This is a genomic window from Bradyrhizobium sp. 134 (genome assembly GCF_023074155.1).
Taxonomy (GTDB): Bacteria; Pseudomonadota; Alphaproteobacteria; order Rhizobiales; family Xanthobacteraceae; genus Bradyrhizobium.
In genome coordinates, this window is the sequence record NZ_JADPKX010000046.1 from 311749 (window position 1) to 335455 (window position 23707).

General features: G+C 64.3%; 25 protein-coding genes. 6 read left to right on the plus strand and 19 right to left on the minus strand.

The genetic code is table 11. The annotated features are described in order from the left end of the window. Positions 1-26: 26 nt before the first annotated feature. Complete coding sequence (locus tag IVA75_RS18845) at positions 27-1811, minus strand: acyl-CoA dehydrogenase family protein (protein WP_247283321.1); 1785 nt, start codon at positions 1809-1811, stop codon at positions 27-29. Positions 1812-2042: 231 nt separating this feature from the next. Here IVA75_RS18845 and IVA75_RS18850 point away from each other — a divergent pair, with 231 nt between their 5' ends. Beyond that, a complete protein-coding gene (locus tag IVA75_RS18850) occupies positions 2043-2744 on the plus strand; it encodes an SDR family NAD(P)-dependent oxidoreductase (protein ID WP_247283324.1) in 702 nt (233 codons plus the stop codon). A gap of 120 nt (positions 2745-2864) precedes the next feature. After that, entirely contained in the window at positions 2865-3695 is an 831-nt protein-coding gene (locus tag IVA75_RS18855; RefSeq protein ID WP_247283325.1) for an enoyl-CoA hydratase, read from the plus strand. A gap of 51 nt (positions 3696-3746) precedes the next feature. Here the strand turns inward: IVA75_RS18855 and IVA75_RS18860 are convergent, their stop codons facing one another. Beyond that, positions 3747-4370, minus strand: coding sequence for a GNAT family N-acetyltransferase (locus IVA75_RS18860; protein WP_247283337.1), 624 nt, complete (start codon positions 4368-4370; stop codon positions 3747-3749). An 80-nt stretch (positions 4371-4450) separates the two neighbouring features. After that, complete coding sequence (locus tag IVA75_RS18865) at positions 4451-4654, minus strand: DUF1127 domain-containing protein (RefSeq protein ID WP_027570106.1); 204 nt, start codon at positions 4652-4654, stop codon at positions 4451-4453. A 110-nt stretch (positions 4655-4764) separates the two neighbouring features. Here IVA75_RS18865 and IVA75_RS18870 point away from each other — a divergent pair, with 110 nt between their 5' ends. Next, on the plus strand, positions 4765-5664 hold the full coding sequence (locus IVA75_RS18870) for a transcriptional regulator GcvA (RefSeq protein ID WP_027515345.1): 900 nt from the start codon (positions 4765-4767) through the stop codon (positions 5662-5664). A gap of 33 nt (positions 5665-5697) precedes the next feature. Here the strand turns inward: IVA75_RS18870 and IVA75_RS18875 are convergent, their stop codons facing one another. Genes IVA75_RS18875 through IVA75_RS18885 form a run of 3 tightly spaced genes read right to left on the minus strand, consistent with a single transcriptional unit; the run spans position 5698 to position 8302 of the window. Beyond that, entirely contained in the window at positions 5698-6111 is a 414-nt protein-coding gene (locus IVA75_RS18875) for a Rieske (2Fe-2S) protein (protein WP_027570108.1), read from the minus strand. Continuing rightward, positions 6111-7220 (minus strand): amidohydrolase family protein, encoded by a 1110-nt coding sequence (locus tag IVA75_RS18880; RefSeq protein ID WP_027570109.1) that lies wholly within the window; start codon positions 7218-7220, stop codon positions 6111-6113. The genes IVA75_RS18875 and IVA75_RS18880 overlap by 1 nt, the downstream gene beginning before the upstream one ends. Positions 7221-7243: 23 nt before the next feature. After that, complete coding sequence (locus tag IVA75_RS18885; RefSeq protein WP_247283339.1) at positions 7244-8302, minus strand: amidohydrolase family protein; 1059 nt, start codon at positions 8300-8302, stop codon at positions 7244-7246. Positions 8303-8469: 167 nt separating this feature from the next. On the opposite strand from IVA75_RS18885, the gene IVA75_RS18890 reads away from it, so the two are divergent. Beyond that, a complete protein-coding gene (locus IVA75_RS18890; protein WP_247283341.1) occupies positions 8470-8952 on the plus strand; it encodes a CinA family protein in 483 nt (160 codons plus the stop codon). A 57-nt stretch (positions 8953-9009) separates the two neighbouring features. Here the strand turns inward: IVA75_RS18890 and IVA75_RS18895 are convergent, their stop codons facing one another. From IVA75_RS18895 to IVA75_RS18935, 9 genes are all read right to left on the minus strand, one after another. Then, positions 9010-9363, minus strand: coding sequence for a nuclear transport factor 2 family protein (locus tag IVA75_RS18895; protein ID WP_247283343.1), 354 nt, complete (start codon positions 9361-9363; stop codon positions 9010-9012). 10 nt (positions 9364-9373) lie between these two features. Further along, the gene (locus IVA75_RS18900; RefSeq protein WP_247283345.1) at positions 9374-10846 is read right to left on the minus strand and encodes an amidase; all 1473 of its coding nucleotides are present in this window, start codon (positions 10844-10846) and stop codon (positions 9374-9376) included. A gap of 228 nt (positions 10847-11074) precedes the next feature. After that, positions 11075-12046 carry an iron exporter MbfA gene (gene mbfA, locus IVA75_RS18905; protein ID WP_027570114.1) on the minus strand — a complete coding sequence of 324 codons (972 nt, stop codon included), beginning with the start codon at positions 12044-12046 and terminating at the stop codon, positions 11075-11077. A 62-nt stretch (positions 12047-12108) separates the two neighbouring features. Then, positions 12109-13260 (minus strand): alpha/beta hydrolase, encoded by a 1152-nt coding sequence (locus IVA75_RS18910; RefSeq protein WP_247283347.1) that lies wholly within the window; start codon positions 13258-13260, stop codon positions 12109-12111. A 133-nt stretch (positions 13261-13393) separates the two neighbouring features. Beyond that, the gene (locus IVA75_RS18915) at positions 13394-14263 is read right to left on the minus strand and encodes an MBL fold metallo-hydrolase (RefSeq protein ID WP_247283358.1); all 870 of its coding nucleotides are present in this window, start codon (positions 14261-14263) and stop codon (positions 13394-13396) included. Between the two features lie 16 nt (positions 14264-14279). Continuing rightward, complete coding sequence (locus IVA75_RS18920) at positions 14280-15473, minus strand: serine hydrolase (RefSeq protein WP_247283360.1); 1194 nt, start codon at positions 15471-15473, stop codon at positions 14280-14282. Between the two features lie 22 nt (positions 15474-15495). After that, complete coding sequence (locus IVA75_RS18925; RefSeq protein ID WP_106941743.1) at positions 15496-16107, minus strand: glutathione S-transferase family protein; 612 nt, start codon at positions 16105-16107, stop codon at positions 15496-15498. 143 nt (positions 16108-16250) lie between these two features. Further along, entirely contained in the window at positions 16251-17093 is an 843-nt protein-coding gene (locus IVA75_RS18930; protein WP_247283363.1) for a fumarylacetoacetate hydrolase family protein, read from the minus strand. 130 nt (positions 17094-17223) lie between these two features. Then, positions 17224-18072: an MBL fold metallo-hydrolase gene (locus IVA75_RS18935; RefSeq protein WP_247283365.1), complete on the minus strand. Its 849-nt coding sequence runs from the start codon at positions 18070-18072 to the stop codon at positions 17224-17226. A 122-nt stretch (positions 18073-18194) separates the two neighbouring features. Between IVA75_RS18935 and IVA75_RS18940 the strand changes: the two genes are divergently transcribed. Continuing rightward, entirely contained in the window at positions 18195-18674 is a 480-nt protein-coding gene (locus tag IVA75_RS18940) for a DUF3775 domain-containing protein (RefSeq protein WP_027515358.1), read from the plus strand. 12 nt (positions 18675-18686) lie between these two features. Here IVA75_RS18940 and IVA75_RS18945 read toward each other — a convergent pair whose 3' ends face one another. The 3 genes from IVA75_RS18945 to IVA75_RS18955 all read right to left on the minus strand — a co-directional run bounded on the left by IVA75_RS18945 (position 18687) and on the right by IVA75_RS18955 (position 21095). Then, on the minus strand, positions 18687-19676 hold the full coding sequence (locus tag IVA75_RS18945; RefSeq protein ID WP_247283367.1) for an NADPH:quinone reductase: 990 nt from the start codon (positions 19674-19676) through the stop codon (positions 18687-18689). After that, the gene (locus IVA75_RS18950) at positions 19673-20455 is read right to left on the minus strand and encodes an SDR family oxidoreductase (RefSeq protein WP_027570121.1); all 783 of its coding nucleotides are present in this window, start codon (positions 20453-20455) and stop codon (positions 19673-19675) included. The genes IVA75_RS18945 and IVA75_RS18950 overlap by 4 nt, the downstream gene beginning before the upstream one ends. A 127-nt stretch (positions 20456-20582) precedes the next feature. Further along, a complete protein-coding gene (locus IVA75_RS18955) occupies positions 20583-21095 on the minus strand; it encodes a CvpA family protein (protein WP_027515361.1) in 513 nt (170 codons plus the stop codon). Between the two features lie 127 nt (positions 21096-21222). On the opposite strand from IVA75_RS18955, the gene IVA75_RS18960 reads away from it, so the two are divergent. Beyond that, positions 21223-21984, plus strand: coding sequence for an SDR family oxidoreductase (locus tag IVA75_RS18960; RefSeq protein WP_247283369.1), 762 nt, complete (start codon positions 21223-21225; stop codon positions 21982-21984). A gap of 63 nt (positions 21985-22047) precedes the next feature. Here the strand turns inward: IVA75_RS18960 and IVA75_RS18965 are convergent, their stop codons facing one another. Beyond that, positions 22048-23640, minus strand: a complete 1593-nt coding sequence (locus tag IVA75_RS18965) for a choline dehydrogenase (protein WP_247283372.1) — start codon at positions 23638-23640, stop codon at positions 22048-22050. Positions 23641-23707 lie beyond the last annotated feature (67 nt).

A 23707-nucleotide genomic window follows, 5' to 3' on the forward strand; every position in this document is an offset into this window, starting at 1 on the left:
TTTTTTGCTTTGAACGTGGGTGCAGCCTACGCCGCCAAGACCAGTTCGCCAACCTCGCTCATGCCGGCATCACGCTCGCCGAGCAGCAGCGCCGCGATCTTCTGCTGCACGGCATTTTCCGTCAGCCGGAACGGATCGCTCGGCGACACCCGGTGATCGATCACCAGCCGCGACAACAACAGCCTTCGCGCATCGCCGCGCATGGCGTGAATACGATGTGCCTCCCAGGCGAGCGCCACGGCGCTGGCGACATGATAGAGCAGGCTGGTGGCGCGGCGCGCATCGGCTTCGTTTTCGGATTTGGCCGCGACCTCGCGCGCAAAACCGACCGCGCGATCGGTGAGGCCGCGGAGCCGGTCGCGCCAGGCCTGTGGCACCGAGGGGCTGTCATCAAGGCGGGCGTGCAGATCGGCGGCGAGCGCGGATTCGGCGCCGTGGCGGCCGACCGCACGCCGGAGCGCATCGATCGCGACGATGTTGCCGGTGCCTTCCCAGACCGAGCCGAGATGCGCGTCGCGGAGCAGGCGGGCGGTCGCGAATTCCTCGATATAGCCGATGCCGCCGCGCATCTCGAGCGCGTCGCCACAGACCTTTCGCGCATCGCGGGTCGCGCGGAATTTCAAGGTCGGCGTCAGGATGCGCAGCAGTGCGGCTGCATCCTGGCTGCCGGCCTCGGCGCGGTCGAGCGCGTCCGCGGTGAGAAAGCTCATCGACAACGCCTGCTCGACCGGCAGCATGATCTTCAGCATCTGGCGCCGGCCCAGCGGCAGGTCGATGATGCGGTTGCCGAACACCACTCGGTTCTTGGCGACCGTCATCGAGTCATGGTAGGCCCGCCGCATCAGCGCGGTGGATTTGACGCCGTTTGAAAGCCGCGACGAGTTCACCATCTCGGCCATCTGCACGAAGCCGCGATCGAGCTTTCCGACCGCGTAGGCGATCGCGCCTTCGAGCTTGATCTCACCCGAAGCCATCGAGCGCGTGCCGAGCTTGTCCTTCAGACGCACGATCCGGTAGTGGTTCTGCGAACCGTCGTCCAGGAAGCGCGGCATCAGGAACAGGCCGACTCCGCGCGTGCCGGGGCCGGCGCCTTCGGGGCGCGCCAGCAGCATCACGACTTTTGCGTCGGCGTTCGAGCAGAACCATTTTTCGCCGGTGAGGCGCCAATGGTCGCCTTCCTGCACCGCCGTCGTGGTCAGCGTCCCGACGTCGGAGCCGCCTTCCTTCTCGGTCATGAACTGGCCGCCCTGGGTCAGCTTGCTCATGTCGGTCTGGGTCAGACCGTCGAGATATTTCGCCTTCAGCGCGTCGCTGCCGAAGTTCGCGAGCAGCTTGGCGCAGCCGTCGGTGACGTTGATCGGGCAGCCCATGCCGAATTCGGTCTGGTTGAACAGGAAGGTGAAGGCGTGCTTGGCGACGACGGGATATTTGTCCGGCCAGCCCATGATGCCCTTGCGGATCGAGAGCGCGTGGATGCCGAACTCGCCGAAGGCTGCCTTCTCCAGCTCGCGATAGGCCGGGTGGTATTCGATCCACTGGACGTCGCGGCCGAACTTGTCGCGCTGGTGCAGCACCGGCGTGTGCCGGTCGGCGAGCCGCGCGCATTCATCGAGCACGCCGCCGGCGAGTTCACCCAGGCGATCGAGATGCGGCTCGATGTGACGGAATAGCGTGTCCGGCAGATGAATGCGCAGGAGATCGGTGAGCGCCTGATCGGCGCGGTAGAAATTCATGCCGGTGGTATCGGGAGCCAGCAGTCCGGATGGCGCGGCCGCGACCTGTTTTGCCTGCGCGGGAGCCGGCTTGTGCATGATCGTCCTCTTCGTTTCCGCCTTGCGGTCACTTTGCGCTGATTTGGCGCTTGCCGCTTGGGATGATGTCGATCATGCTCCAGTCGCGAAAGCGGATAAAGCCGCAAATTGTCAGGGAGGCATGATCGCCGCGTGGGAGCAATTCGCTCTGCGGAATTGTGATCGTCCTGGCTGGTTGTCCGCGCGGACCGTGCATAGATCAGCGGCTTCCCGTCTTCGAGAGATCACGTCATGGAACACCCCAAATACAAGATCGCCCTCATCGTCGGCGCCGGCGAAGGTCTGAGCGCATCGCTGGCGCGGCTGCTGTCCGCCCAGGGCATCCGCGTCGCACTGGCCGCTCGAAAAATCGAGAAGCTCGGCGCGCTCTGCAGCGAGACTGGCGCCAAGGCATATGCCTGCAACGCCACAGACCCTGATGAGGTCGAGCGCCTGTTCGGCCTGGTCGAACGCGAGATCGGCACGCCCGACCTGGTCGTCTACAACGCCAGCGGCCGCGCGCGCGGGCCGTTCGTCGATCTCGTTCCGGCCGACGTGGCGAACGCCATTGCGGTCAGTGCCTATGGCGGCTTCCTGGTGGCGCAGCAGGCGGCCAGGCGCATGCTGCCGAACCAGCACGGCGCGATCCTGTTCACCGGCGCTTCGGCCAGCGTCAAGGGCTATGCGCAGTCCGCACCGTTCGCGATGGGCAAATTCGCACTGCGCGGGCTGGCGCAGAGCATGGCGCGCGAATTGTCGCCGCAAGGCATCCATGTCGCGCATTTCGTGATCGATGGCGGCATCAGGAGCGCAACGCGCGCGGAAGCGCCGGAGAAGCCGGATTCGATGCTCGATCCCGATGCCATCGCGGCGAGCTACTGGAACGTGTTGCAGCAGCCGCGTAGCGCCTGGAGCTGGGAGCTGGAGCTGCGGCCGTGGGTGGAGAAGTTTTGAGACGATAAATTCACAACGACCGTCATTGCGAGCGAAGCGAAGCAATCCAGAAATGCCTCCATTGAAAACAGGATTGCTTCGTCGCTTCGCTCCTCGCAATGACGAAACAGAGGGAGCGGCATGACCACGGAAACCACCATCGATACCGGCACCAGTGAACTCCTCTGCGTGATCCGCGATCGCGTCGCTGTGATCACGCTGAACCGGCCCGAGGCGCGCAACTCGCTGTCGGACGCACTGACTCCGGCGCTGCGCACGATAATCCGCTCCTGCGGCGAGAACCCCGATGTCGGCGCGCTGCTGATCACCGGCGCGGGCGAAGCGTTCTGCGCGGGCGGCAACGTCAAGGGCATGGGCGCGCATCGCGACCCGAAGAAGCTTGAAATGTCCTTTGACGATAAGGTCGCCGATCTCCAGGAGCGGCAGCGCCTGCTCACCGGCGCGCTGGTGTCGGTGCGCAAGCCGACGATCGCGGCGCTGCCGGGGCCGGCGATCGGCGCGGGGCTCGCCATCGCCATGGCCTGCGACATCCGCATTGCCGCGCAATCGGCCTTCGTGGCCACCGGCTATGCGCGCATTGCGCTCAGCGGCGACTATGGCATCGCGTGGCTGTTGACGCGCCTCGTCGGCACCGCGCGGGCGCGCGAGCTGCTGTTCACCGGCGATCGGGTCGATGCCGTCAGGTGCGAGGCCATCGGTCTCGTCAACCGCGTGGTGCCCGACGATAAATTGCAGGCAGAGGCCCTTGCGTTGGCGAAATCCCTTGCCGGAGGTCCGCGCCTCGCGTTGCGCTACATGAAGGACAATCTCGACGAGGCCCTGCTGTTCGACTTCGAGACCGCGCGCGACCACGAAGCCGAGCGTCTGGTCCGCCTGACCACGACCGCCGACCACAAGGAGGCGGTGCAGGCCTTCATCGACAAACGCAAGGCGGTGTTCACGGGGAAGTAGGGGCGAAAAAAATGCCCGGCACTGGTTTCGCCAGGCCGGGCACGAGTGGAGTCAGGCCGAGGCTGAGGGGCTATCGGCCTGACGGGAAAGGGCGACGAGACGCCAGCTCGCGCAAGGAATGTCTTTCGGTGCGACGGAGATCTCCTTGTCGAAGCGCACCAGCTTCCAGTCGTCAGGATGTTTGACGAAGGCGAAGCTCGATTTGCGTGCGAGCGAGATCATGGCCGCGTTGGAGCGCAACGTGTCGCCGAACATGTGGTCGGCGCCAAGCGCGGCGGCGCGGCATTCAAGATTCTTCATCAGCACGGTGGCGATACCGTGGCCCTGCCAGCGGTCGGCAACCGACAGGCCGAATTCAAGCGTCGCGGTTTCGGCATGCAGCGCATAGCGCGCTTCGGCGACGATGGTCTCGAAGCCGTCGACCATCATGGTCGCCACCACGGTGAAACGTTCGCGTTCGCCGATTTGAAGGAATTCGTGCAGCAGGCCCTGCGGCAGTTCGCTGATCGCGCCGAAGAAGCGGTTGTAGCGGGACCGCGTCGAGAGCGAGCGAAAATAGTGCTGGAGCTCCTCGGTGTCGCGCGGCTCGACGAAGCGAACGCGCAGCGCCTCGCCGTGTCGCGTGCGCAGCGTGTCCGAATATTGCTTCAGATCTTCCAGGCGAAGGGTGCTCATGACACGCGCCCCCAAGGGGACCAAAGGGAAAAGGGACCGCCGGCGCCCCCACAGTCAGGCGGCGCCGGCCTGGCGGCCAATCAGGCCCGCCAGAAGGGTTTGTCGGCCTCGTAGGCCACATCGCTCCAGGACAGCCCGACGTCCTGAAGGTCGCGCGCGGACCAGTTGGTGAGCTCCCGCCGGGTCCGGTAGCGCTCGTGCCAGATGTGAATGGTCTCGCCGATCTGGTGGATCAGCCCTGGCGCATGATGATTTGTCATCGAATTCTGGGTCAAAGTAGACATTGTCAGCTCCTGGAGCTAAGTTGACCGCTAATATCTGCTTGCGGGTGCACTGCGACAAACGACAATTTGTACTCTTTCGCATGAAATAACGTCATGTATCCTGCTGCCATATGACTGCCAGATTGCCCTCCCTGAACGGATTGCGGGCCTTTGAGGCCGCCGCGCGCCATCTCAGCTTCACGCTGGCGGCATCCGAGCTGAACGTGACCCAGACCGCGATCAGCCATCAGATCCGCAGGCTCGAGGAGGAGCTCGGCATCCGCCTGTTCGTCCGGCAGAACCGCGCGCTGACGCTGACGCCGGAGGCGCGCGACTATCTGCCGGGCGTCCGCGCCGCCTTCAACGACCTACGTCTCGCCACCGACCGGCTGCTGCGCAAGGACGATGACAAGGTGCTGACGGTCTCGACGCTGGCTTCGCTGGCCGCAAAATGGCTGCTGCCGCGGCTGACCGATTTCCAGGAGCACCATCCCGGCATCGACGTCCGCATCACCACCTCCACCAGCCTCGTCGACTTCCAGCGCGACAATGTCGATGCCGCGATCCGTTACGGGCGCGGCCAGTGGGCGGGCTTGCGCGCCGACTGGCTGATGGCGGACGAGCTGTTTCCGGTGTGCAGCCCGTCTCTGCTGCGCGGTGACAAGCCGTTGCGCTGTCCCGAGGACCTCAAGAGCCACATGCTGCTGCACACCTCCAATGCCAACAGCGACGACTGGCGGCTGTGGTTGACGGCGGCGGGTCAGCCGGCCGACATCGCCAGGCAGCCCGGCATCACCTTCGACATGATCTTCATGACCATTCAGGCCGCGATCGACGGCATCGGCGTGGCGATGGGGCGGACCTCCTACGTTCAGGACGACATTGCCAAGGGGCGACTAGTGGTCCCGTTCAAGATCGCGCTGCCGGCCGATGCCGGCTTCTACCTGGTCGCGCCGGAGGGCCGCCGCGAGGCGCCGAAGCTCGCCGCATTCCGCGACTGGATGATCGCGGCAACGCAGAATAAAGCTTGAGATCGCCGGCGCAATTCCGCGCCGTCTGCTTCGCTACAGGTCCACCACGACGTAGTCGCTCTCGACTTTCACCGGTATCGTCTCGGCGACATACGGCCCCTTCACCACGCTCGCACCCGGCTCGACATGGGCCGGGTACGCCTTGACGCGGAAGCGGCGGGGGTCGCAATAGGACTGGCCGGTGCGGATGTCGAACTCCCAGCCGTGCCAGGGGCAGCGGAGGATCTCGCCGAGCTTGGTGTATTCGATCTCGCCCGGATCGGTCGATTGCGCGAGTCCGATCAAGGGTCCCTCGCACAGCGCCGCGCCCTGATGCGGGCAGCGGTTCATCAGGCCGAAATATTCACCCTTGATGTTGAAGATTGCGATCGGCCGTCCGTCGATCTCCAAAAATTTTCGCGTGCCGGGCGGAAGCTCATCGGCCGCGGCAATCACATGCCGCGCCATCAAGCGATCCCGTACAGCTTCTTCGCATTGCCCAGATAGAAGGCCTCGCGATCATCGTCGTTGACGCCTGCGGGCAGCACGCGCGAGGGCTCGTCGTAATCCCAGTGCGGATAGTCGGTGGCGAACAGCAGCCGGTCCCAGCCGATCCACTTGATGACGTCGAACAGATCCTCGCGCCGCTCCGGATCCTCCATCGGCTGCGTCGTCCACCACACCTGCTCGCGGATATATTCGGACGGCGGCCGTTTGACATGCGGCACCTCGCTGCGCAGGCGCTGCCAGACCTTGTCGAGTCGCCACGCCAGCGACGGCGCCCAGCCGAAGCCGGCCTCGATCATCACCATCTTCAATTTCGGGAAACGCTCGAACACGCCCTCCAGCACCAGGCTCGCGAGCGCCGATTGCTGGCACTGCGAATGTCCGACCATTTCCTCGATGTAATAGGAAGGCCAGCCCGACGGCGTGATCGGGTTGCCGCCGAAGCCGAAGGCGTGGACGCCGACGGGAAGGCCGGCCTCTTCCGCAGCCTGGTAGATCGGCCAGTAGCGGCGCTGGCCGAGCGGCTCGACGTTGCGGCTGAGCAGCAGCACCTGCACGAAATTCTTGTCGCCGGCGCGCTCGCGGATTTCGGCTGCGGCCGATAGCCCGTCCTCATTGCCGACGACGATGGAGGCCTTCAGCCGCTTGTCCTTGCTGGTCCATTTGTCGATCTGCCAATCGTTGATCGCCGAGCACAAAGCGGCCGAGAGCTCGTGATTGCGGATGCCCTGGCCGGTGTTGAGCGGATTGAGCACGCCGAGCTGCACGTTGTTGGGATCGAGCAGCTGCTTCTGCATGAAGGACAGCGAGGAGCCCTGTGGCCCGCCTTCCGGCGGATAGGCGTCGCGGCGCGAGGCGTTGGGCTGGGCCTTCGGATAGGGCGGACCTTCCATCATGCCCTGATAGGCATGGACGCCGTAGACTTCGAGATGATGCTGCCAGCGTTTGGCCAGATAGGGATAGAGCTCGGCACGGGTCGCGCGTGCCGGATGGATGTCGCAGTCCGCGATCGCGGTTTTGACGGCCAGTGGGGAAGCGGCTTCGGAGCTTTCGCGGAACTGAATATTCATCGCCTTGCCTCCTTTGGCAGCGGCTAAGTCAGGCGGGGATAGGTCGCGTGCGGATTATCGATCATGATCTTGCGCACGAGATCGGGGGTGAGACCTGCGGGCAGCGCCTCCTGGCCGTCGAACTGCCAGTGCGGATAGTCCGTGGAGAATACGACCAATTCGTCCGACTGCATATGATCAAACAGGCGAATTAATGTTGCCTCATCCGGCGGCGCGTCGAATGGCTGCAACGAGAAGCGGATGTTGCTGCGCACAATGTCCAGCGGCGCGCGATCGACCCACGGCGTCTCCATCCGCACCCCACGCCAGAACTTGTGCAGGCGCCACAGAAATGGGGAGATCCAGGACACCCCGGATTCCAGCATCACCATCTTCAGGCGTGGATATTTGGCGAACACGCCCTCGACGATCAGGCTGGTGAGCTGGGTCTGGAACGCCTGGGCCTGACCGGCATAATCCTCGATGTGGTAGGACCCCCAGCCCACGGCCGTCGGCGGATTGTGATAGGCGGAACCGGCATGAATGCCGATCGGAAGTTCCAGCCGTTCTGCCGCCTCGTAGATCGGCCAGAGCGCGCGCTTGCCGAGCGGCGTGTCGCCCATCACCAGCATCAGCACCTGCACGAAGCGGCGATCCGTCGCACAGCGCTCGATCTCGGCGACAGCCTTCTCGACGCTTTGGGTGGGAATCACGATCGAGCCGCGCAGCCGCGGATCGCGATCGAGCCATTCCTTCGCGAGCCAGTCGTTCAGTGCGCGGCAGAAGGCGGCCTGCAGATCCTCTGAAAACACCATCTGCACGCCATAAAGCGGATTGCAGATAGCATGCGAGAGCCGGAAGGGATCGAGCACATGGCGCTGCATGTCCGCTAGGCTCTCGCCCGGCTTGCCGCTTTCGGGGCGCCAGTCGGGCCGCGCCGTGATCGGCGAGTTTTGCGGGTAGGATTGCGAGATGAGATCGACCATGCCGCGCGTCGTCACCTGATCGCGCCAATAGTCGTTCAGGTAGGGCAGCAGGCTGGTCAGATGCGGCACGGCCGGATGCACATCGCAATCCACCCCGCCGGCGATCAGGGACGCCATGACGTGTCCTTCACGTTTCCTCGTCGCGTCGTCTCGCGGGCGGCGCTTGGCCGCTCCGCCTTTGGCCGCCATTCAAGCAGGCCTGCCCGTTGGCTGCAACTCGGCCAACGGCGCTGTCATATGCTAGAAAGGCCGAGCTCGGTTGCGAAGGCATAAGGGGTCAGGGAATGAAAGAGCTCGTTAGCATTGCGGAACAGGTCGCCGCAAAACTGATCGCGCGCAAACAGACCATTGCCGTGGCGGAATCCTCGACCGGCGGCCTGATCTCGGCCAGCCTTCTCGCGGTCCCCGGCGCGTCCGCCTATTTCCTCGGCGGCGCCGTGGTCTACACCCGCGATGCCCGGCGCGTGCTGATGGATATTTCGGACGAAGGAATGAAGGGCTTTCGTTCCTCGTCGGAGCCCTACGCGCAGCTGCTGGCCGAGCGGATGCGCAGCCGTTTCAACTGCGATTGGGGCCTGTCCGAGACCGGCGCGTCCGGTCCCACCGGCAATCGCTACGGCGATGCGGCAGGCCACAGCTGCATGGCGGTCGCCGGGCCCGCAGTCGAGGTGACAACGCTGGAGACGGGCGACAATGACCGCTTCGCCAATATGCAGATATTTGCAGCGACAGCGCTGAAATTGCTGCTGAAGAATCTGGGGCGGTGACCTCGCGGCCTCCCGGATATCCGGCTGTCCCGGAGAATGTGCAGTCTGACGCGCTCCCTACCGCGACACGTGCGCCGACACAGCCAGCCACGTCTCGTCTCTTTTCGCCCAGCAATCGGTATAGCGGCCGGTGGCCTGCTGGCCGTCCGCATTGGTGTAGCTCGTCGCCGCATGGATGATGGCGAAATCGCCCATGATACGGATGATAACCTCGTGTGCCCTGAGGTCACGGATCGCAATCGGCCGCGCCGTCTGCTTCAGGAAGGCCTCGCGATCGACCAGCGTCTTGTCGGGATTAGAGCAGTAGAACTCCGGCGCCAATATTTCGTCGAAGCGCTTGACGTCGCAATTCTGCACCGAGGCGACATAGTCGCGGTTGAGCGCGGTGAGCTGTTCGAGGTCGTTGTTCATGAGATTTCTCTCAGTCATTGAACAAGGGCGGCGGCACGAACCCGCCGAACTCGCGTTCGATCAGCTCGGCGAGCTTCAGCGGTGTGCGGTCCTCGAGGAAGGGCCCGATGATTTGCACGCCGACCGGCAGGCCATCCTTCGACAGACCGAGCGGAATGGCCGTTGCCGGCAGTCCTGTCAGCGTGGCGATGCCGGGCCACGCAAGCTGGTCCGGATAGGCGTGGTCCTTGCCATCGATATTGATTCGGCGCTTTTCCTGCTCCGGCGAATGATCATGCGGATAGGCCGGGGTCGGCATGATCGGGCAGATCACCGCATCGAATGTCCTGAACAATTGCCGCCATTGCGCGCGCAGGCCGGCGCGAGCGCCCTCGTCGAACACCCAGGCCTGATGTGTGCTGGTCATGCCGCGCAGCCGCTCGGCAGCAAGGCTCTTGTCTTCTGGTGAGAGCTGCGCTGCCCCGGCACGCGCGCCGGCGAGAATGTCCGGCGGAAAGAAGGCGCCGAGAAAACCCATCAGCATGCGCATGTAGAGGCGGGAGGCTTCCGTGAAGTCAGGAAACATCGGGCTTTCACGTGTGATGCTCGCACCTGCGCCCGCCAATTGTTTCGTCAGCTTCTCGATCGCGGTGCGAATGTCGGCATTCGCAGGCAGCAGCGGGTGGCTGTCGATCACCAGCACACGGAAATCCTTCAACGCACGGTGTCGCGCCTCCGGCAGCGCGAGCTTGTATCCGATGCCCAGGTCCAACGGATCGGGGCCTGCCATCACATCCAGGAGCAGGGGCAGGTCGACGGCGCTGCGCGCCATCGGACCGATCACCGCCATATCGCGCTCCATCGGGATGGCTGGAAACGGCGGCGGCGTGTGGCCACGCGTTGGACAGAGATTGTAGGTCGGCTTGTGCGCATAAACCCCGCAATGGAAGGCGGGCACGCGCAGCGAGCCGCCGATGTCGGACCCGAGCGAGAGTGATCCGTAGCCTGCCGCCAGCGCCGCAGACGAGCCGCCCGACGAGCCACCCGGCGTGCGGCCGAGATCGAATGGATTGTTCGTCGTGCCGTAGATCTCGTTGTAGCTCTGCCAATCCGCCAATCCCACGGGCACGTTGGTCTTGCCGAGGATGACGCCGCCGGCACCCTTCACCCTGGCGATCGACAGCGCGTCCCCCGCCGGCTTGAAATCTTTCTGCGGCGTCCAGCCCCAGGTCGTGGGCAGGCCGGCGATGTTGAAGGATTCCTTGATCGTCATCGGCAGGCCGAGCAGCGGCTTGCGCTCGCCGCGGGCCAATGCGGCGTCCGCCTCGCGTGCGGCGTCCAACGCACGGTCGAAATCCCGCACGCAGATCGCGTTGACCTTGCCGTCGTGCCGTTCGATGCGGTCGATCGCATCGCGGGTGAGCTCGACCGACGAGACCTTCTTCGCGGTCAACGCGGCCGACAGCGCGACCGCGCTCTTGAAGCTCCATTCGGATTTGGCCATGGCGCATCTCCTGTTCTTATTGTGGAACGATGATGCGCAGTTTGGCCCAGCACCGCAACCGCCGTTTGATCGCGATTGACATGTGAGCAAGACGAAACGCGGTGAGCCGCAACCACTCGCAGTCATCGCCCGGCTTGACCGGGCGATACAGTATTCCACCGGCGCAGATCGGATACGGAGAGGTCGCGGCGTACTGGATGCCCCGTCAAGCCGGGGCATGACAACCTCCTACGCCGCTCCGATCAAAATCCCCACCGCCAGCACGATCGCGCCGCCGAGCACGATCTGGAACACGGCCTGGAGAAACGGCGTGTCCATGTAGCGCGCGCGGATGAAGGCGATCGCCCACAATTCGAAGAACACGACAATTCCGGCAATTCCGGTCGCGATCCAGAATGCGTTGGACCAGGTATCGGGCACGAGATAGGGCAAGGTGTGCCCAAGCCCGCCGAGCGTCGTCATCAAGCCGCAGGTGAGACCTCGCAGCCAGGGTGAACCTCGACCCGTCAGCGAGCCGTCGTCGGACAGCGCTTCCGCAAAACCCATGCTGATGCCGGCGCCGATCGAGGCGGCGAGGCCGACCAGAAATGTCTGCCAGTTCTGATGCGTGGCGAACGCAGCCGCGAACAGCGGCGCCAGCGTCGAGACGGAACCGTCCATCAGGCCGGCGAGACCTGGCTGCACATATTGCAGCACGAACATGCGCCGGTTGGTGCGGTCTTCTTCGGCGCGCACGTCTGAGCTCAGGATCTGGTCCGTCAGCTTGGCGGCCACCTCTTCGTGGCCTTTCTCGGCTTCGGCCAGATCGCCGAGCAGGCGGCGCACGCCGACATCCTGCGCCTGTTCGGCGGCCTTCACGTAAAAGCGCTCGGCCTGCAATTCCATCGTCTCGACTTCCCTGCGGACGGTGTCGAGCGGCAGGTTTTTGGTGAGCCAGACCGGACGACGGCGCAGAAAGCCTTTGACGTCCTCGCGGCGGATCGGGGGCAAATGCGGACCGAAGCGCTGCTCGTACATTTCCAGCAGCATGTGACGATGGCCGCGCTCTTCCTCGGCCATCTGCTCGAAGATCTTGGCCGAGTCCGGATAGCGCTCCTTCAGGTCCTCGGCGAAGCTCATATAGATGCGGCTGTCCTCCTCCTCGGAGGAGATCGCGACAGCAAGCACTTCGCGTTCGGTCAGATCGGCAAAATTCTTCACGGCCACCCTGTCTATATAGTTTAGAATAGTTCTAAACTATATAGGACGCCGAAGTTCCCGGGTCAAACCACGCCGCGGCTCTTCGCCAGGAAATCGAGCAGCAGACGGCTCACCTCGGCCGGTTGCTCCTGCTGCACCCAGTGGCCGGCGCCGTCGACGAGGTGGCAGCCGAGCAGCTTCGTGCAGGTACGCGCCTGCATGGCCTCGAACACGCCGGGACGCTGGTAGGTGCCCCAATCCTGCTTGCCCGAGATGAAGCAGGAGGGGACGTCGATGTTGCGGCCGGCCAACAATTGGAGCTGGCTGTTGAATGCACCCGATGTGCCGCAGCGATACCATTGCAGGCCGCCCTGGAATCCGGTGCGGCCATATTCGGCGCTGTAGTAAGCGAGCTCGCGGTCGGGTAGCCATTGATTGGCGGCGATCGCGGCCGGCGAGGGCATCTCCTTCGCGACCGTCTCGGCCATGGTCTGGTTCAGGTCCATCACATAATAGGTAGGCAGCTTCGCAAGCTCGTTCGCCGACCAGGATTTCAGCGGACACGGCTTGTTGTCGGTCCAGTCCGCGCTCTTGTGATGATAGTAGGCGCGCAGGAAATCATGCACGCCCTGCGGCGCGCGGTGGATGTCGGCATTGGCCGGACGTGTCGCATAGTACCATTGATAATGCTTGCGCGGACGCGGCAAGGCGGCGAGCTCGCGATGCACGGGGTCTTCGGCCGGTGGCTTTGCCGGCGTGTCGACCGTGTTGAACGGCAGCGGCGGCGCTCCGCCGAACGGCGCGCTCATCATCGCCACCGAACGAAATACGTCGGGCCGCATCAGCGCGCACCAGGCCGCGACTGGACTGCCGAAATCATGTCCGACCAAATCGACCTGCCTGTACCCGAACGCCGACACCAGCCCGAGCGCATCCCGCACCAGGTTGAAGAGCGAAAACGGCGCGAGGTCGCCGTCGTACTCCGCGCTCCATCCCGTCGTCCGGCCATAGCCGCGCTGGTCCGGCGCGATCACGTGATAGCCGGCCGAGCTAAGCGCCGGCATCACCTTGCGCCAGGAGAAGGCGAGCTCCGGAAAGCCGTGCAGCAGCAGGATGCAGGGCCGGCCCTTGGTCTCGAAGCCGGCCTCCAGCACGTGCATGCGTAGGCCGTTGATGTCGTCGACATAGCGTGAGCGGATGCCGGCGGGCAGCGGGATGTCGGGGAGGTCGGTCATTGCTTTCTCCACACGGGTGGAATGGTAGGGTGGGCAAAGGCGCGCTTCGCGCGCCGTGCCCACCATCATTCTATAACGCGTTTGGCATGGTGGGCACGCTTCGCTTTGCCCACCCTACGGCATCTCGGCTAGATCACACCGCCGCGCAGACGAACCCGCTGCCCTTGCGCCGGATCTTTCCCACCGACGGCGATGGGAAATGCGCGGTGCAGCACAGCGTGTCGGTGTCGCAATAGCGTTCCAGGAAGCTGCGGCGCGTCGTTGCCGCCCTGGCCTGATCGAGGTCGAACTTGATCGACAGCTCCGGATAGAGCGCCTGCAACGGCGAGTGCATGAGGTCGCCGGAGAACACGGCCTCGTCCTTGCCGCGGCCCATCGTGATGGCGATATGGCCCGGCGTATGGCCCGGCGTCGGCAGGATGCGGACGTGATCGCCGATCTGGTGATCGTTGCCGACGAGCTCGTGGCGTTTGGCCTCGACCACCGGCAGCACGCTGTCGGCGAAGGGCGGCACCTCCGCCTTCGCGTTCTGCTCGCTCCAGTGATCGAACTCCTGCTTGGCGAAGACGTAGCGCGCTTTCGGGAAGGTCGGCACCCAGCGGCCGTTCTCCAGCCGCGTGTTCCAGCCGACGTGATCGACATGCAGATGCGTGCACATCACGAAGTCGATGTCGTCAGGCGAGAATCCGGCAGCGTTGAGTCCGCGCAGATAGGTGTCGTCGGTCTTCATGTCCCACTTCGGACGCTGCGGCCGGGGCTTGTCGTTGCCGATGCAGCTGTCGACCAGAATGGTGTGGTGAGGCGTCTTGATCACGTAGGACTGGAAGCACAGCATCAATGTGTCGCTGTCATCCAGGGCTTTCGCCTCCCTCATCCACGCGCGGTTCTCGGCCAGCAGCTCCGGTGTCAGCCCCGGCAACATCTCCAGTGCCGGCACGAACGAGGTTTCCTGCTCGATGATGCGATGGATGGTGAGATCGCCGATCGCGTATTTCAGGCTCATGCTCGCTTCCTTGCACTCACCGTGCATCACGCACGGACGGAATGACGATGTTGGAGAGGACGTCGATCGCGGCCAGCCCTTCCTTCGGCTGGCCGTATTGGGCAGCGGTGGTCATCATGACGAGATCGAGCTCGGGCACGATGAAAATGCGTTGTCCGCCCCAGCCGAAGGCGCCAACCCATTTGATTTCCCTCCCGCTGGCCAACGAGCGGCCCATCCACCATTGATAGCCGTAGAACAGCGTGCCGCCGAAATAGCCGATCGCCTGGAAGCGCGGTGCGATCGATTGTGCAATCCAATCGGCCGAGACGATCTGTTGGCCATTCCACTGGCCGCGATCGAGCACGAGCTGGCCAAGCTTGGCGGCATCTCGCGGACGCAAGCGCAGGCCGGCGGCCGCAGCGATCTTGCCGTTCTTCGGGTAGGCCTTCCACTCGAAATCGGTGATTCCGAGCGGCTGGAACAGCACCTCGCGCGCAAACGTCTCCAGCGGCTTGCCGGAGACGCGTTCGAGGATGTTGCCGAGCAGTTCAGTCCCGCCGCCATTATAGGCCCAGAGCACATCCGGCGGCGCGGCGACCGGCCTTGCGAGCACATAGCCGATTGGATCGGCTTCAAAGCCGAGATGCGGCTCGTCGTTGTTCGGATCGGTCCAGGCCCGCGCCTCGTCCCATTTCATTCCCGAGGACATCGTCAGCAGATGGCGCAGCGTAATAGCCTCCCAGCCCGCCTGCTCCACCGCCTGATGGTCGGTGAAGAACTTGAGCACAGGCTCGTCGACGCCTTCGATCAGCTTGCGATCGATCGCGATGCCGACGAGCAGCGAAACGACGCTCTTCGATGCCGAGCGCATGTCGTGCTTTGTCGTCGCGGTGAATTCGCGCTGGCCTTCCGGTTGTCCCCAGGGTTGGTCGTAGCCGGCGAAGTATTGCTCGAAGACGAGCTTGCCGTGGCGCGCGACGACAACCGAATGGACCGAAGTCGCGCGTTGCCCGAGTCGTGCAGCGATGCCACAGAGTTGCGCGCCGTCCATGCCGACGCTGTCGGGCGACGCAGCCGTCCAGCCGTCGTCGGTTGACGATGGCGGTTCGCAGGCGAGGTTTCGCTGTCCAGGCACCATGCCGTCGGCTTGCACGGAAGTGGTTGAGACGGTCAACGCGAGCATGAGGCTCGCGCCGAGAATGCCGAGGCGGGGGAAGCGATCCTGCATCATCCTCTCCGCCGTCGCGATACTACGCCGCGGGCGGCACCGAGATCTTCACGGAGGGCCGCTCCAGCATCTTCTGGTGGAAGGCGTCGAGCTTCGGATAGGCCTTACGCCAGCCGCAATCGGCGAAGCGGAAGTCGGCATAGCCGAGCACGCAGACGAGGCCGATCTGCGAGATGTCGAACGGGCCGTTCAGCACTTCGGGCATGTTCTCGAAGCGCGCCATGCCGGTCCAGGCCCGATTCCAATGGTCGTCCGACCACGCCTGCCATTGCAGGCCCTGCGGCCGCACCATCTTCTCGTAGCGGCACAGCAGCATGGAATCGAGCATGCCGTTGATCAGGGCGTGATTGGTCTTGGCCTTCCAGCGCCGCGGACCGTAGTCCGGGATCAGGCTGCCGCCGGCCATCTCGTTGAGGTATTCGACGATGACGTAGGAGTCCAGGATGACATCGCCGTCATTGGTGATCAGCACTGGCAGCTTCTTCAGCGGCGTGATGCGCGAATAGTCCTCGTTGGCCTGCCCCGGTGCCACCGCTGCCGGCGTGAACTCGATCTTGTCGATCAGCCCGAGCTCGATCGCGGCGATGCGCACCTTGCGGGCGAAGGGCGAGGCGGGGGAGAAGGTGAGCTTCATGGCGAGTATCCAAAAATAAAAGTTATGCTTCGTCATTGCGAGGAGCACTTGCGACGAAGCAATCCAGACTGTCTCCGCGGATGGATTACTGGATTGCTTCGCTTCGCTCGCAATGACGGTGTGGCGGCAGTGATGATCGCGGCTTACGCCGCGACGATCTCCTGGCGCTGCTCGCCGAGGCCCTCGATGCCGAGCGTGATGACGTCGCCGACATTGAGGAAGGTCGGCGGCTTCATGCCGAGGCCGACGCCGGGCGGGGTGCCCGTCGTGATGATGTCGCCCGGCAGCAGCGTCATGAACTGCGAGACGTAGGAGATGCACTTGGCCATCGAGAAGATCATGGTCTTGGTCGAGCCGGTCTGGCGGCGCTGACCGTTGACGTCCAGCCACATCGGCAGGTTCTGCACGTCCTTGATTTCGTCCTTGGTGGCGAGCCAGGGGCCGAGCGGGCCGAACGTGTCGTGCGACTTGCCCTTGGTCCACTGACCCAGGCGCTCGATCTGGAAGGCGCGCTCGGAGACGTCGTTGCAGACGCAATAACCGGCGACGTGGTTGAGCGCGTCGGCTTCCGAGACGTATTTTGCGCGCGTGCCGATGATCGCGGCGATCTCGACCTCCCAGTCGAGCTTGGTCGAGCCGCGCGGCTTCTCGACGGGATCGTTCGGGCCGGACAGCGAGGTGTTGGCCTTCATGAAAATGATCGGCTCGCTCGGGATCTCCGCGCCGGTCTCCTTGGCGTGGTCGCTGTAGTTGAGGCCGATCGCCACGAATTTCGACATGCCGGTGACGGGGGCGCCGAACCGCGGCTTGCCGGAGACGGCGGGCAGCGAGGCGGGATCGAGCGCCGCCAGCTTCTTCAGGCTCTCGGGCGCATAGACCTCGCCGGTCAGGTCCTTCACATGCGCCGACAGGTCCCGCAACTGGCCGGATTTGTCGATCAGGCCGGGCTTTTCCGCACCCTTCTCGCCATAACGAACAAGCTTCATTCTCGTTTCTCCCTGGACTGGACCGATCGGTTGAACAGCTTCATGGAACAGGGCGGCGGGAAATTCAACCGCTCAAAGAGGGGCGCATTGCAGCCCTCTCGATTCGGGAGGTTCGTCCGGGGCACGAGACTTAGGCCAGCGCCTCGAACCTGAACGCGTCCCCGTCCCGCCTGATATGGCCGGCCGAAAAATGCCCGCCGATCACCACCGTCGGGGTCTCGGCAAACCGGCCGAACAATTCGCGCCGCGTCGCGGCAGATTGGCTCTGATCGGAATCCGCGGTCGAGGACCAGCCGAGATGCGCCATCTGGCAGGGATGATGGGCGACGTCGCCCGTCAGCAGTCCCTGCTCGCCGTCCGACTGGATCAGAATGCTCATATGCGCGGGGCTGTGGCCGGGGGTTGGGATCATGCTGATCTCGTCGCTGAGCCGGTGGTCGCTCGCGACCAACTCCGCCCGCTCTGCATCGACAATCGGCTCCACGGAATCGCCAAACACGGCCTGCTTGTCCGGCTCGGTGGAATGGTCGCGCCAATGCTCATACTCGGTCTTGCCGAAGACATAGCGCGCGTTGGGGAAGGTCGGCACCCATTTGCCGTCGACCCATTTCGTGTTCCAGCCGACATGGTCGACGTGAAGGTGCGTGCACAGCACGGTATCGATGCTGTCAGGGGGAAAGCCCGCCGCAATCATCGTCTCCAGGAACGGTGTGGTGCGATTGTTCCAGGTCGGGACGTTGCGGCCCTGCTTGTCATTGCCGAGCCCGGTATCGACCACGATGCGGCGCGAAGGCGTCTCCACCACCAGCGAATGGATCGACATCTTCAGCCGGCCTTCTTCCGTGGCGAAATGCGGGATCAGCCAAGGCAGCTTCTGGATTTCTGCATTGCTCGCCAAGGGCAGAATGAAGCGGGTCGAGCCGACCGTCTCCAATTCCACGACTTTGGTGATTTTGACCCTGCCGACCTTCCACTGCATCCGGCGCATCCTCATGTTCTTGCTTTGGCGGGGAACATGCGCAGTTTCGCGGGCAGGCGCAATGGATCATCTGACGCGGTGCGGCGTTATCGCGGGAACCAGGGAAAGACAAAGGGCCAGCCATGCCAGAGCTTGCGATTTCCGCGGAGAAGGTCGCCTTCATCATCGAAAAGGCGCGTGAATTCGACGTCAAGCAGGCGGATTCCGATCCGGATTCCGGCTCGAATGCGACGGATGATGACGCGGTCGACGTCCTCGAGGATGACGGCTCCGATCCGGTGGTCAACGAACTCGGAAGTTTCATCGTGGCCATGAACGAGGACGAGCAGATCGATCTCGTTGCGCTGACCTGGCTCGGCCGCGGCGACGGCACGATCGACGACTGGGACGATCTGCGCGCACGCGCGGTGGAGGCGCGCGCGGAGTATCGCAGTCCCCGGCGCGAGACGGCACACTATCTGCTCGGTGAGCCGATGCTGGGCGATCTGCTCGCCGACGGGCTCGACGAATTCGGCGTCGACTGGACCGACGGAAACCCAGTCGCCGATTCATCCAGTCCGAGCCAGCGGGACGAAGACGAGCCCACCAAGCAACAGCGGTGATTCCGGCCGATATCAGCGCGCGCAGTCAACGACCACGGTGCCGAGCTTGTCGCCTTTCTCGACGGCGACATGGGCTTGCGCCGTCTCCGACAGCGCAAACTGCGCCGCGACATTGTGGATTCGCGGCCCCGCTGCCAGCCATTTCGAGATGTCGGCCTGCGCCGCCGCGAGCAGCGCCGGCGGCAGCGCGAACAAGACGAGCGAGCGGAGCGTGATGCACTTCTCCATCAGCTCGCGCATCGGCATGGTCGGCGTGCGGTTGCCGTTGGTGGCGTAGACCGCGATTGTCGAATTCATTGCCATCAACTTCAGGGTCGTCGCGATGTTGCCGCCGAAATCGACATCGACCAATTGGTCGACCCCGCGTCCGCCGGTGAAGGCCATCGCCTTGGCAACGACGTCTTCGTCCCTGTAATTGACCACGAGATCGGCACCAGCTTGTCGCGCCTGCTCGCCTTTCATCGCCGAGCTGACGGTCGCGATCACCTGCGCGCCGCCCCATTTCGCGAGTTGCACGGCGTAATGCCCGACTGCACCCGCGCCGCCGGTGACCAGCACGGTCTTGCCGACGATCGGTCCGTCCGCAAATAGCGAGCACCACGCCGTCATAGCGGGAATGCCCAGCGTCGCGCCTTCCGCAAAAGAGAGGTTGTCCGGCAGCGGCGTCACCAGATGCTCGGCAAGCGCGATATGTTCGGCCGCGGTGCCAAAGGCGCGGCCGTTGCGCTGGCCGTTGAACAGCCAGACCCTGTCGCTGATCTTGAACCGCGTCGCGCCATCGCCGGTCTGGTCGATAAACCCCGCGCCATCGCTGTTCGGAATGACGCGCGAAAATTCCTTCGCGCGATAGCTGCCCCCGCGCCGGCCGACGTCGGCCGGATTGACGCCGGAGGCTTCCAGGCGAATACGAACTTCGCCTGGACCTGCGACCGGCGTCGCCATCTCACCATAGGTGAGGACGTCCGCCGCCGGTCCTGTCTCCTCGTACCAGACCGCCCTCACAGCGTTCCCGGGAAGGCACCGCCATCGAGCAGAAGGTTCTGACCGGTGATGAAGCCGGCCCTGCTGCCGCACAGGAAGGCGCAGGCGTAGCCGAACTCGTCGGGATCGCCGAAGCGGCCCGCGGGATTGAGCTTGGCGCGCTCGGCTAGAACCTGGTCCGGCGTGATGCCGCGCTTCTCGGATTCCCCCTTCGCGGTGCTGCGCAGCCGATCGGTCTCGAACGGGCCCGGCAGCAGGCCGTTGATGGTGACGTTGTTGATCACGGTCTTGCGCGACAGGCCGGCGATGAAGCCGGTGAGGCCGGCGCGCGCGCCGTTGGAGAGACCGAGAATGTCGATCGGCGCCTTCACCGCGGCCGAGGTGATGTTGACAATGCGGCCGAACTTGCGCGCCATCATGCCGTCCACGGTCGATTTGATCAGCTCGATCGGGGTCAGCATGTTGGCGTCGATCGCCTTGATCCAGTCGTCGCGGGTCCAGTTGCGGAAATCGCCGGGCGGCGGTCCGCCGGCATTGTTGATCAGGATATCCGGCTCGGGGCAGGCCTTCAGCACGGCCTCGCGGCCCGCCGGCGTCGTGATGTCGCCGACAATCTCCGTGACGGTCACATCAGGATAGGCCTTGCGGATGTCGTCGGCCGTCTTCTTCAGGGCCTCGGCGCCGCGCGCGGTCAGCGTGACGTGAACGCCGGCCTCGGCCAGCGAGATGGCGCAGGCGCGTCCGAGGCCTTTGCTGGATGCGCAGACGATGGCGCGGCGACCTTTGATCCCAAGATCCACTGTTTCACTCCCGTAATGTCATGCAGGTTTTTAGAGCCGCTATTCTAGCCAACCTTGGCGCCGCTGATAAGGGATTGGCTCGCATCAAAATGCATGCGCGCTTGCCCGGCGATGCAAATGCGCCTCATCAGATGCGCCGCTCCTGCTTGAGGCGGTCGATCGCGGAGGCTGCCTCCGGCGGCAGCGACTTGAAGCCCATCCGGCCGGCCGTCGAGAACAGCGGCCGCAGGTGCGAGCCGGCGAGAAACGGCGGCTGGCGGTTGGCCGGCACGATCTGGTCGAACACCAGCACCAGCGTCGTGGCGACGAGGCCGACCCTGATGGCGCCGAGCGCTGCGCCGCCAAGCCGGTCGCCGATGCCGGCCTGCCGTATCGTATCGCTCAGCGCCAGCCGGCCGAGATATCCAAACAGCATGCCGACCACCACGAAGATACCGAAGAACCAGATCCAGTTCTGCAGCAGCGGCGCGTTCGGATTGCTCGCGACCTGCGGGACGATCAGCGGCATCAGCGCGACGGCGATGGGGGCGGCGAGGAGATAGGCCAGGATCGTCATGGCGCTGCCGAGCAGGCCGGTCCTGAAACCGAAGCCGATCGCGATGGCGAACGCCGCATAGACGGCGAGATCGAAACTGTTCATGCGCGGAAGCCTGCCATGGAACGAGTGAACGCAGAACCGATCATTCCGGTTTCAGATCGTTAAAATCGTCTGTATTGATGGCCAAAAGCTCAGGGATCGCCCTAAGGAAAGCGTCAAGGAAAGCGTCATGTCAGACCTATTCGACGTCAGTCAGGAAACCATCCTCGTCACAGGTGCGAGCCAGGGGCTGGGGCGGCAATTTGCCCGGGTGTTGGGGGCACATGGCGCGGCCGTCGCGCTCGCGGCGCGGCAGACCGACAAGCTGAAAAGCCTGGAAGACGAGATCCGCGGCAAAGGCGGCCGTGCCGCCACCGTCGCACTCGACGTCACCGACACCGCATCGATCGCCAGGGCCGTCGATGCCACGGAAGCCGCGCTCGGCCCGGTCACGGTGCTGATCAACAATGCCGGCATCGCCATCGAAAAGCTCGCGACCGAGCAGACCGAGGCCGATTGGGACGCGGTGATCGGCGCCAATCTCAAGGGCGCCTATTTTCTCGCGACCGAGATCGCGCGCCGCATGATCGCGCGCAAGCAGGCAGGCAACATCGTCAACATCGCCTCCGTGCTCGGCACCGGCGTGCTGAAGGCGCTGTCGCCTTACGCGATCTCCAAGGCCGGCATCATCCAGGCGACCAAGGCGATGGCGCTGGAGCTTGCGGGGCAGAGTATCCGCGTCAACGCGCTGGCGCCCGGCTACATCGACACCGAGATGAACCACGCGTTCTGGTCGACGCCGCCGGGCGAGCGCCTGACCAAACGCATCCCACAGCGCCGCATCGGCGCCGAGTCCGATCTCGACGGCGCGATCCTGCTGCTCGCGTCGAAGGCCTCGCGGTACATGACGGGCAGCGTGGTGACGGTGGACGGTGGGTTCTTGTTGAATTGAGCGCACCGCTGTCGTCCCGGCCTAGTGCGCAATTGCGCACTAGGCCGGGACGACGAGGTAGAGTCACCGCATCTCCGCCCTGATCATATCCGCCGCCTTCTCCCCGATCATGATGGTCGGCGCATTGGTGTTGCCGCCGATCAATGTCGGCATGATCGAGGCATCGACGACGCGCAGGCCTTCGACGCCGTGCACCTTCAGCGCCGGATCGACCACGGCCATGGCGTCGGTGCCCATCTTGCAGGTGCCGACGGGGTGATAGACGGTGTCGACACGCGCGCGCAGGATGGCGCGGATGTCGTCGTCCGTTCTCACATCGGACGTGAACATGTCCTTCTTCTGCAAAGCGCGCATCGCGGGCGTCTCCATCAGCCGTCGCGTGGTCTTGAAGCCCGCGACCATCGTCTCGAGATCCTCAGCCTCGCCCAGAAAATTCGGATCGATCATCGGCGCCGCCAGCGGATCGGCGCTTTTCAGCCAGACGCTGCCACGGCTCTTCGGCCGCAACAGGCAGACGTGGCACGAGAAGCCCGCCTCCTTGTGCTTCTTGCGGCCGTGGTCGTCGAGCATCGCGATGATGAAGTGCAGCTGGATGTCGGGCACATCGAGATCGGCTCGGGTTTTCAGGAAGCCGCCACACTCGGCGAAATTGGTGGTCATCAGTCCGCGCCGGTCCCGGCGATATCGCTGGATGGCGCGGAGCAGGGATGGCAGCCGACCGAGCGATGAGTGGACGAAGTGCGGGTAGTCGGAGGCGTAGACGAACACGAAATCCGGATGATCCTGCAGATTGCGTCCGACGCCCGGCAAATGACGCACGACGTCGATACCGTGCGCGGCAAGCGCATCGCCGTCGCCGATGCCTGACAGCATCAGCAATTGCGGCGACTGGAAGGCGCCGGAGGCGAGGATCACCTCGCGGCGGGCGCGCAGCTGCTTTGTCTGCTTGCCCTGTACATATTCGATGCCGACCGCGCGCCCACCTTCGAACAGGATGCGCGTGGCATGCGCCTGCGTCTCGACACGCAGATTGGCGCGCTTGCCCATGTGCGGATTCACATAGGCTCGCGCCGCGCTCCAGCGCTCGCCATTATGCTGCGTCACCTGGTAGCTGCCGAGCCCTTCGTGGTCCTCCGCATTGAAGTCCTCGCGGATGCGGAACTGCGCCTCGCGGGCGGCCTGATGGAAGATTTCGTGGATCGGATTGTCCGAGCGCAGCCTGTTGACATGCAGCGGGCCGCCCTTGCCATGATACGCGCCGTCGAAATCGGCGTTGTTCTCCGAGCGCTTGAAATAGGGCAGCACGTCCGCGTACGACCAACCGGCATTGCCGAGCGAAGCCCAGTGGTCGTAGTCCCATTTATTGCCGCGGATATAGACCATGGCGTTGATCGCCGAAGATCCGCCGAGCCCCTTGCCGCGCGGTTGATAGCCGATACGGCCGTTCAATCCCTTCTGCGGCACGGTATCGAAGCCCCAGTTGGCGACCTTGTATGGCAAAGCGAGTCCGAACGGCGTGGTGATCCGCCAATTGTCGTTCCGTCCGCCGGCATCGAGCAGCGCCACGGATGTCCCCGCATCCTCCGACAGCCGCCCCGCCACCGCGCAGCCGCCGGAGCCCGCGCCCACAACGACGAAATCGAATGTGTCCGTCACTGATGTTTCCCCCTGCATTCCTTCTTTCCGTCCTTGCGAGCGCAAGCGAAGCAATCCAGACTTTTGC

Bases quoted from the DNA above. Each gene is read 5' to 3' on its own strand.
- IVA75_RS18940 (WP_027515358.1), top strand. From the start codon at position 18,195: ATGCCAGAGCTTGCGATTTCCGCGGAGAAGGTCGCCTTCATCATCGAA.
- IVA75_RS18870 (WP_027515345.1), top strand. From the start codon at position 4,765: ATGACTGCCAGATTGCCCTCCCTGAACGGATTGCGGGCCTTTGAGGCC.
- IVA75_RS18960 (WP_247283369.1), top strand. From the start codon at position 21,223: ATGTCAGACCTATTCGACGTCAGTCAGGAAACCATCCTCGTCACAGGT.
- IVA75_RS18875 (WP_027570108.1), bottom strand. From the start codon at position 6,111: ATGGCGCGGCATGTGATTGCCGCGGCCGATGAGCTTCCGCCCGGCACG.
- IVA75_RS18955 (WP_027515361.1), bottom strand. From the start codon at position 21,095: ATGAACAGTTTCGATCTCGCCGTCTATGCGGCGTTCGCCATCGCGATC.
- IVA75_RS18860 (WP_247283337.1), bottom strand. From the start codon at position 4,370: ATGAGCACCCTTCGCCTGGAAGATCTGAAGCAATATTCGGACACGCTG.
- IVA75_RS18935 (WP_247283365.1), bottom strand. From the start codon at position 18,072: ATGCAGTGGAAGGTCGGCAGGGTCAAAATCACCAAAGTCGTGGAATTG.
- IVA75_RS18895 (WP_247283343.1), bottom strand. From the start codon at position 9,363: ATGAACAACGACCTCGAACAGCTCACCGCGCTCAACCGCGACTATGTC.
- IVA75_RS18900 (WP_247283345.1), bottom strand. From the start codon at position 10,846: ATGGCCAAATCCGAATGGAGCTTCAAGAGCGCGGTCGCGCTGTCGGCC.
- IVA75_RS18890 (WP_247283341.1), top strand. From the start codon at position 8,470: ATGAAAGAGCTCGTTAGCATTGCGGAACAGGTCGCCGCAAAACTGATC.
- IVA75_RS18925 (WP_106941743.1), bottom strand. From the start codon at position 16,107: ATGAAGCTCACCTTCTCCCCCGCCTCGCCCTTCGCCCGCAAGGTGCGC.
- IVA75_RS18850 (WP_247283324.1), top strand. From the start codon at position 2,043: ATGGAACACCCCAAATACAAGATCGCCCTCATCGTCGGCGCCGGCGAA.
- IVA75_RS18930 (WP_247283363.1), bottom strand. From the start codon at position 17,093: ATGAAGCTTGTTCGTTATGGCGAGAAGGGTGCGGAAAAGCCCGGCCTG.
- IVA75_RS18845 (WP_247283321.1), bottom strand. From the start codon at position 1,811: ATGCACAAGCCGGCTCCCGCGCAGGCAAAACAGGTCGCGGCCGCGCCA.
- IVA75_RS18855 (WP_247283325.1), top strand. From the start codon at position 2,865: ATGACCACGGAAACCACCATCGATACCGGCACCAGTGAACTCCTCTGC.
- IVA75_RS18880 (WP_027570109.1), bottom strand. From the start codon at position 7,220: ATGAATATTCAGTTCCGCGAAAGCTCCGAAGCCGCTTCCCCACTGGCC.
- IVA75_RS18920 (WP_247283360.1), bottom strand. From the start codon at position 15,473: ATGCAGGATCGCTTCCCCCGCCTCGGCATTCTCGGCGCGAGCCTCATG.
- IVA75_RS18910 (WP_247283347.1), bottom strand. From the start codon at position 13,260: ATGACCGACCTCCCCGACATCCCGCTGCCCGCCGGCATCCGCTCACGC.
- IVA75_RS18915 (WP_247283358.1), bottom strand. From the start codon at position 14,263: ATGAGCCTGAAATACGCGATCGGCGATCTCACCATCCATCGCATCATC.
- IVA75_RS18885 (WP_247283339.1), bottom strand. From the start codon at position 8,302: ATGGCGTCCCTGATCGCCGGCGGGGTGGATTGCGATGTGCATCCGGCC.
- IVA75_RS18865 (WP_027570106.1), bottom strand. From the start codon at position 4,654: ATGTCTACTTTGACCCAGAATTCGATGACAAATCATCATGCGCCAGGG.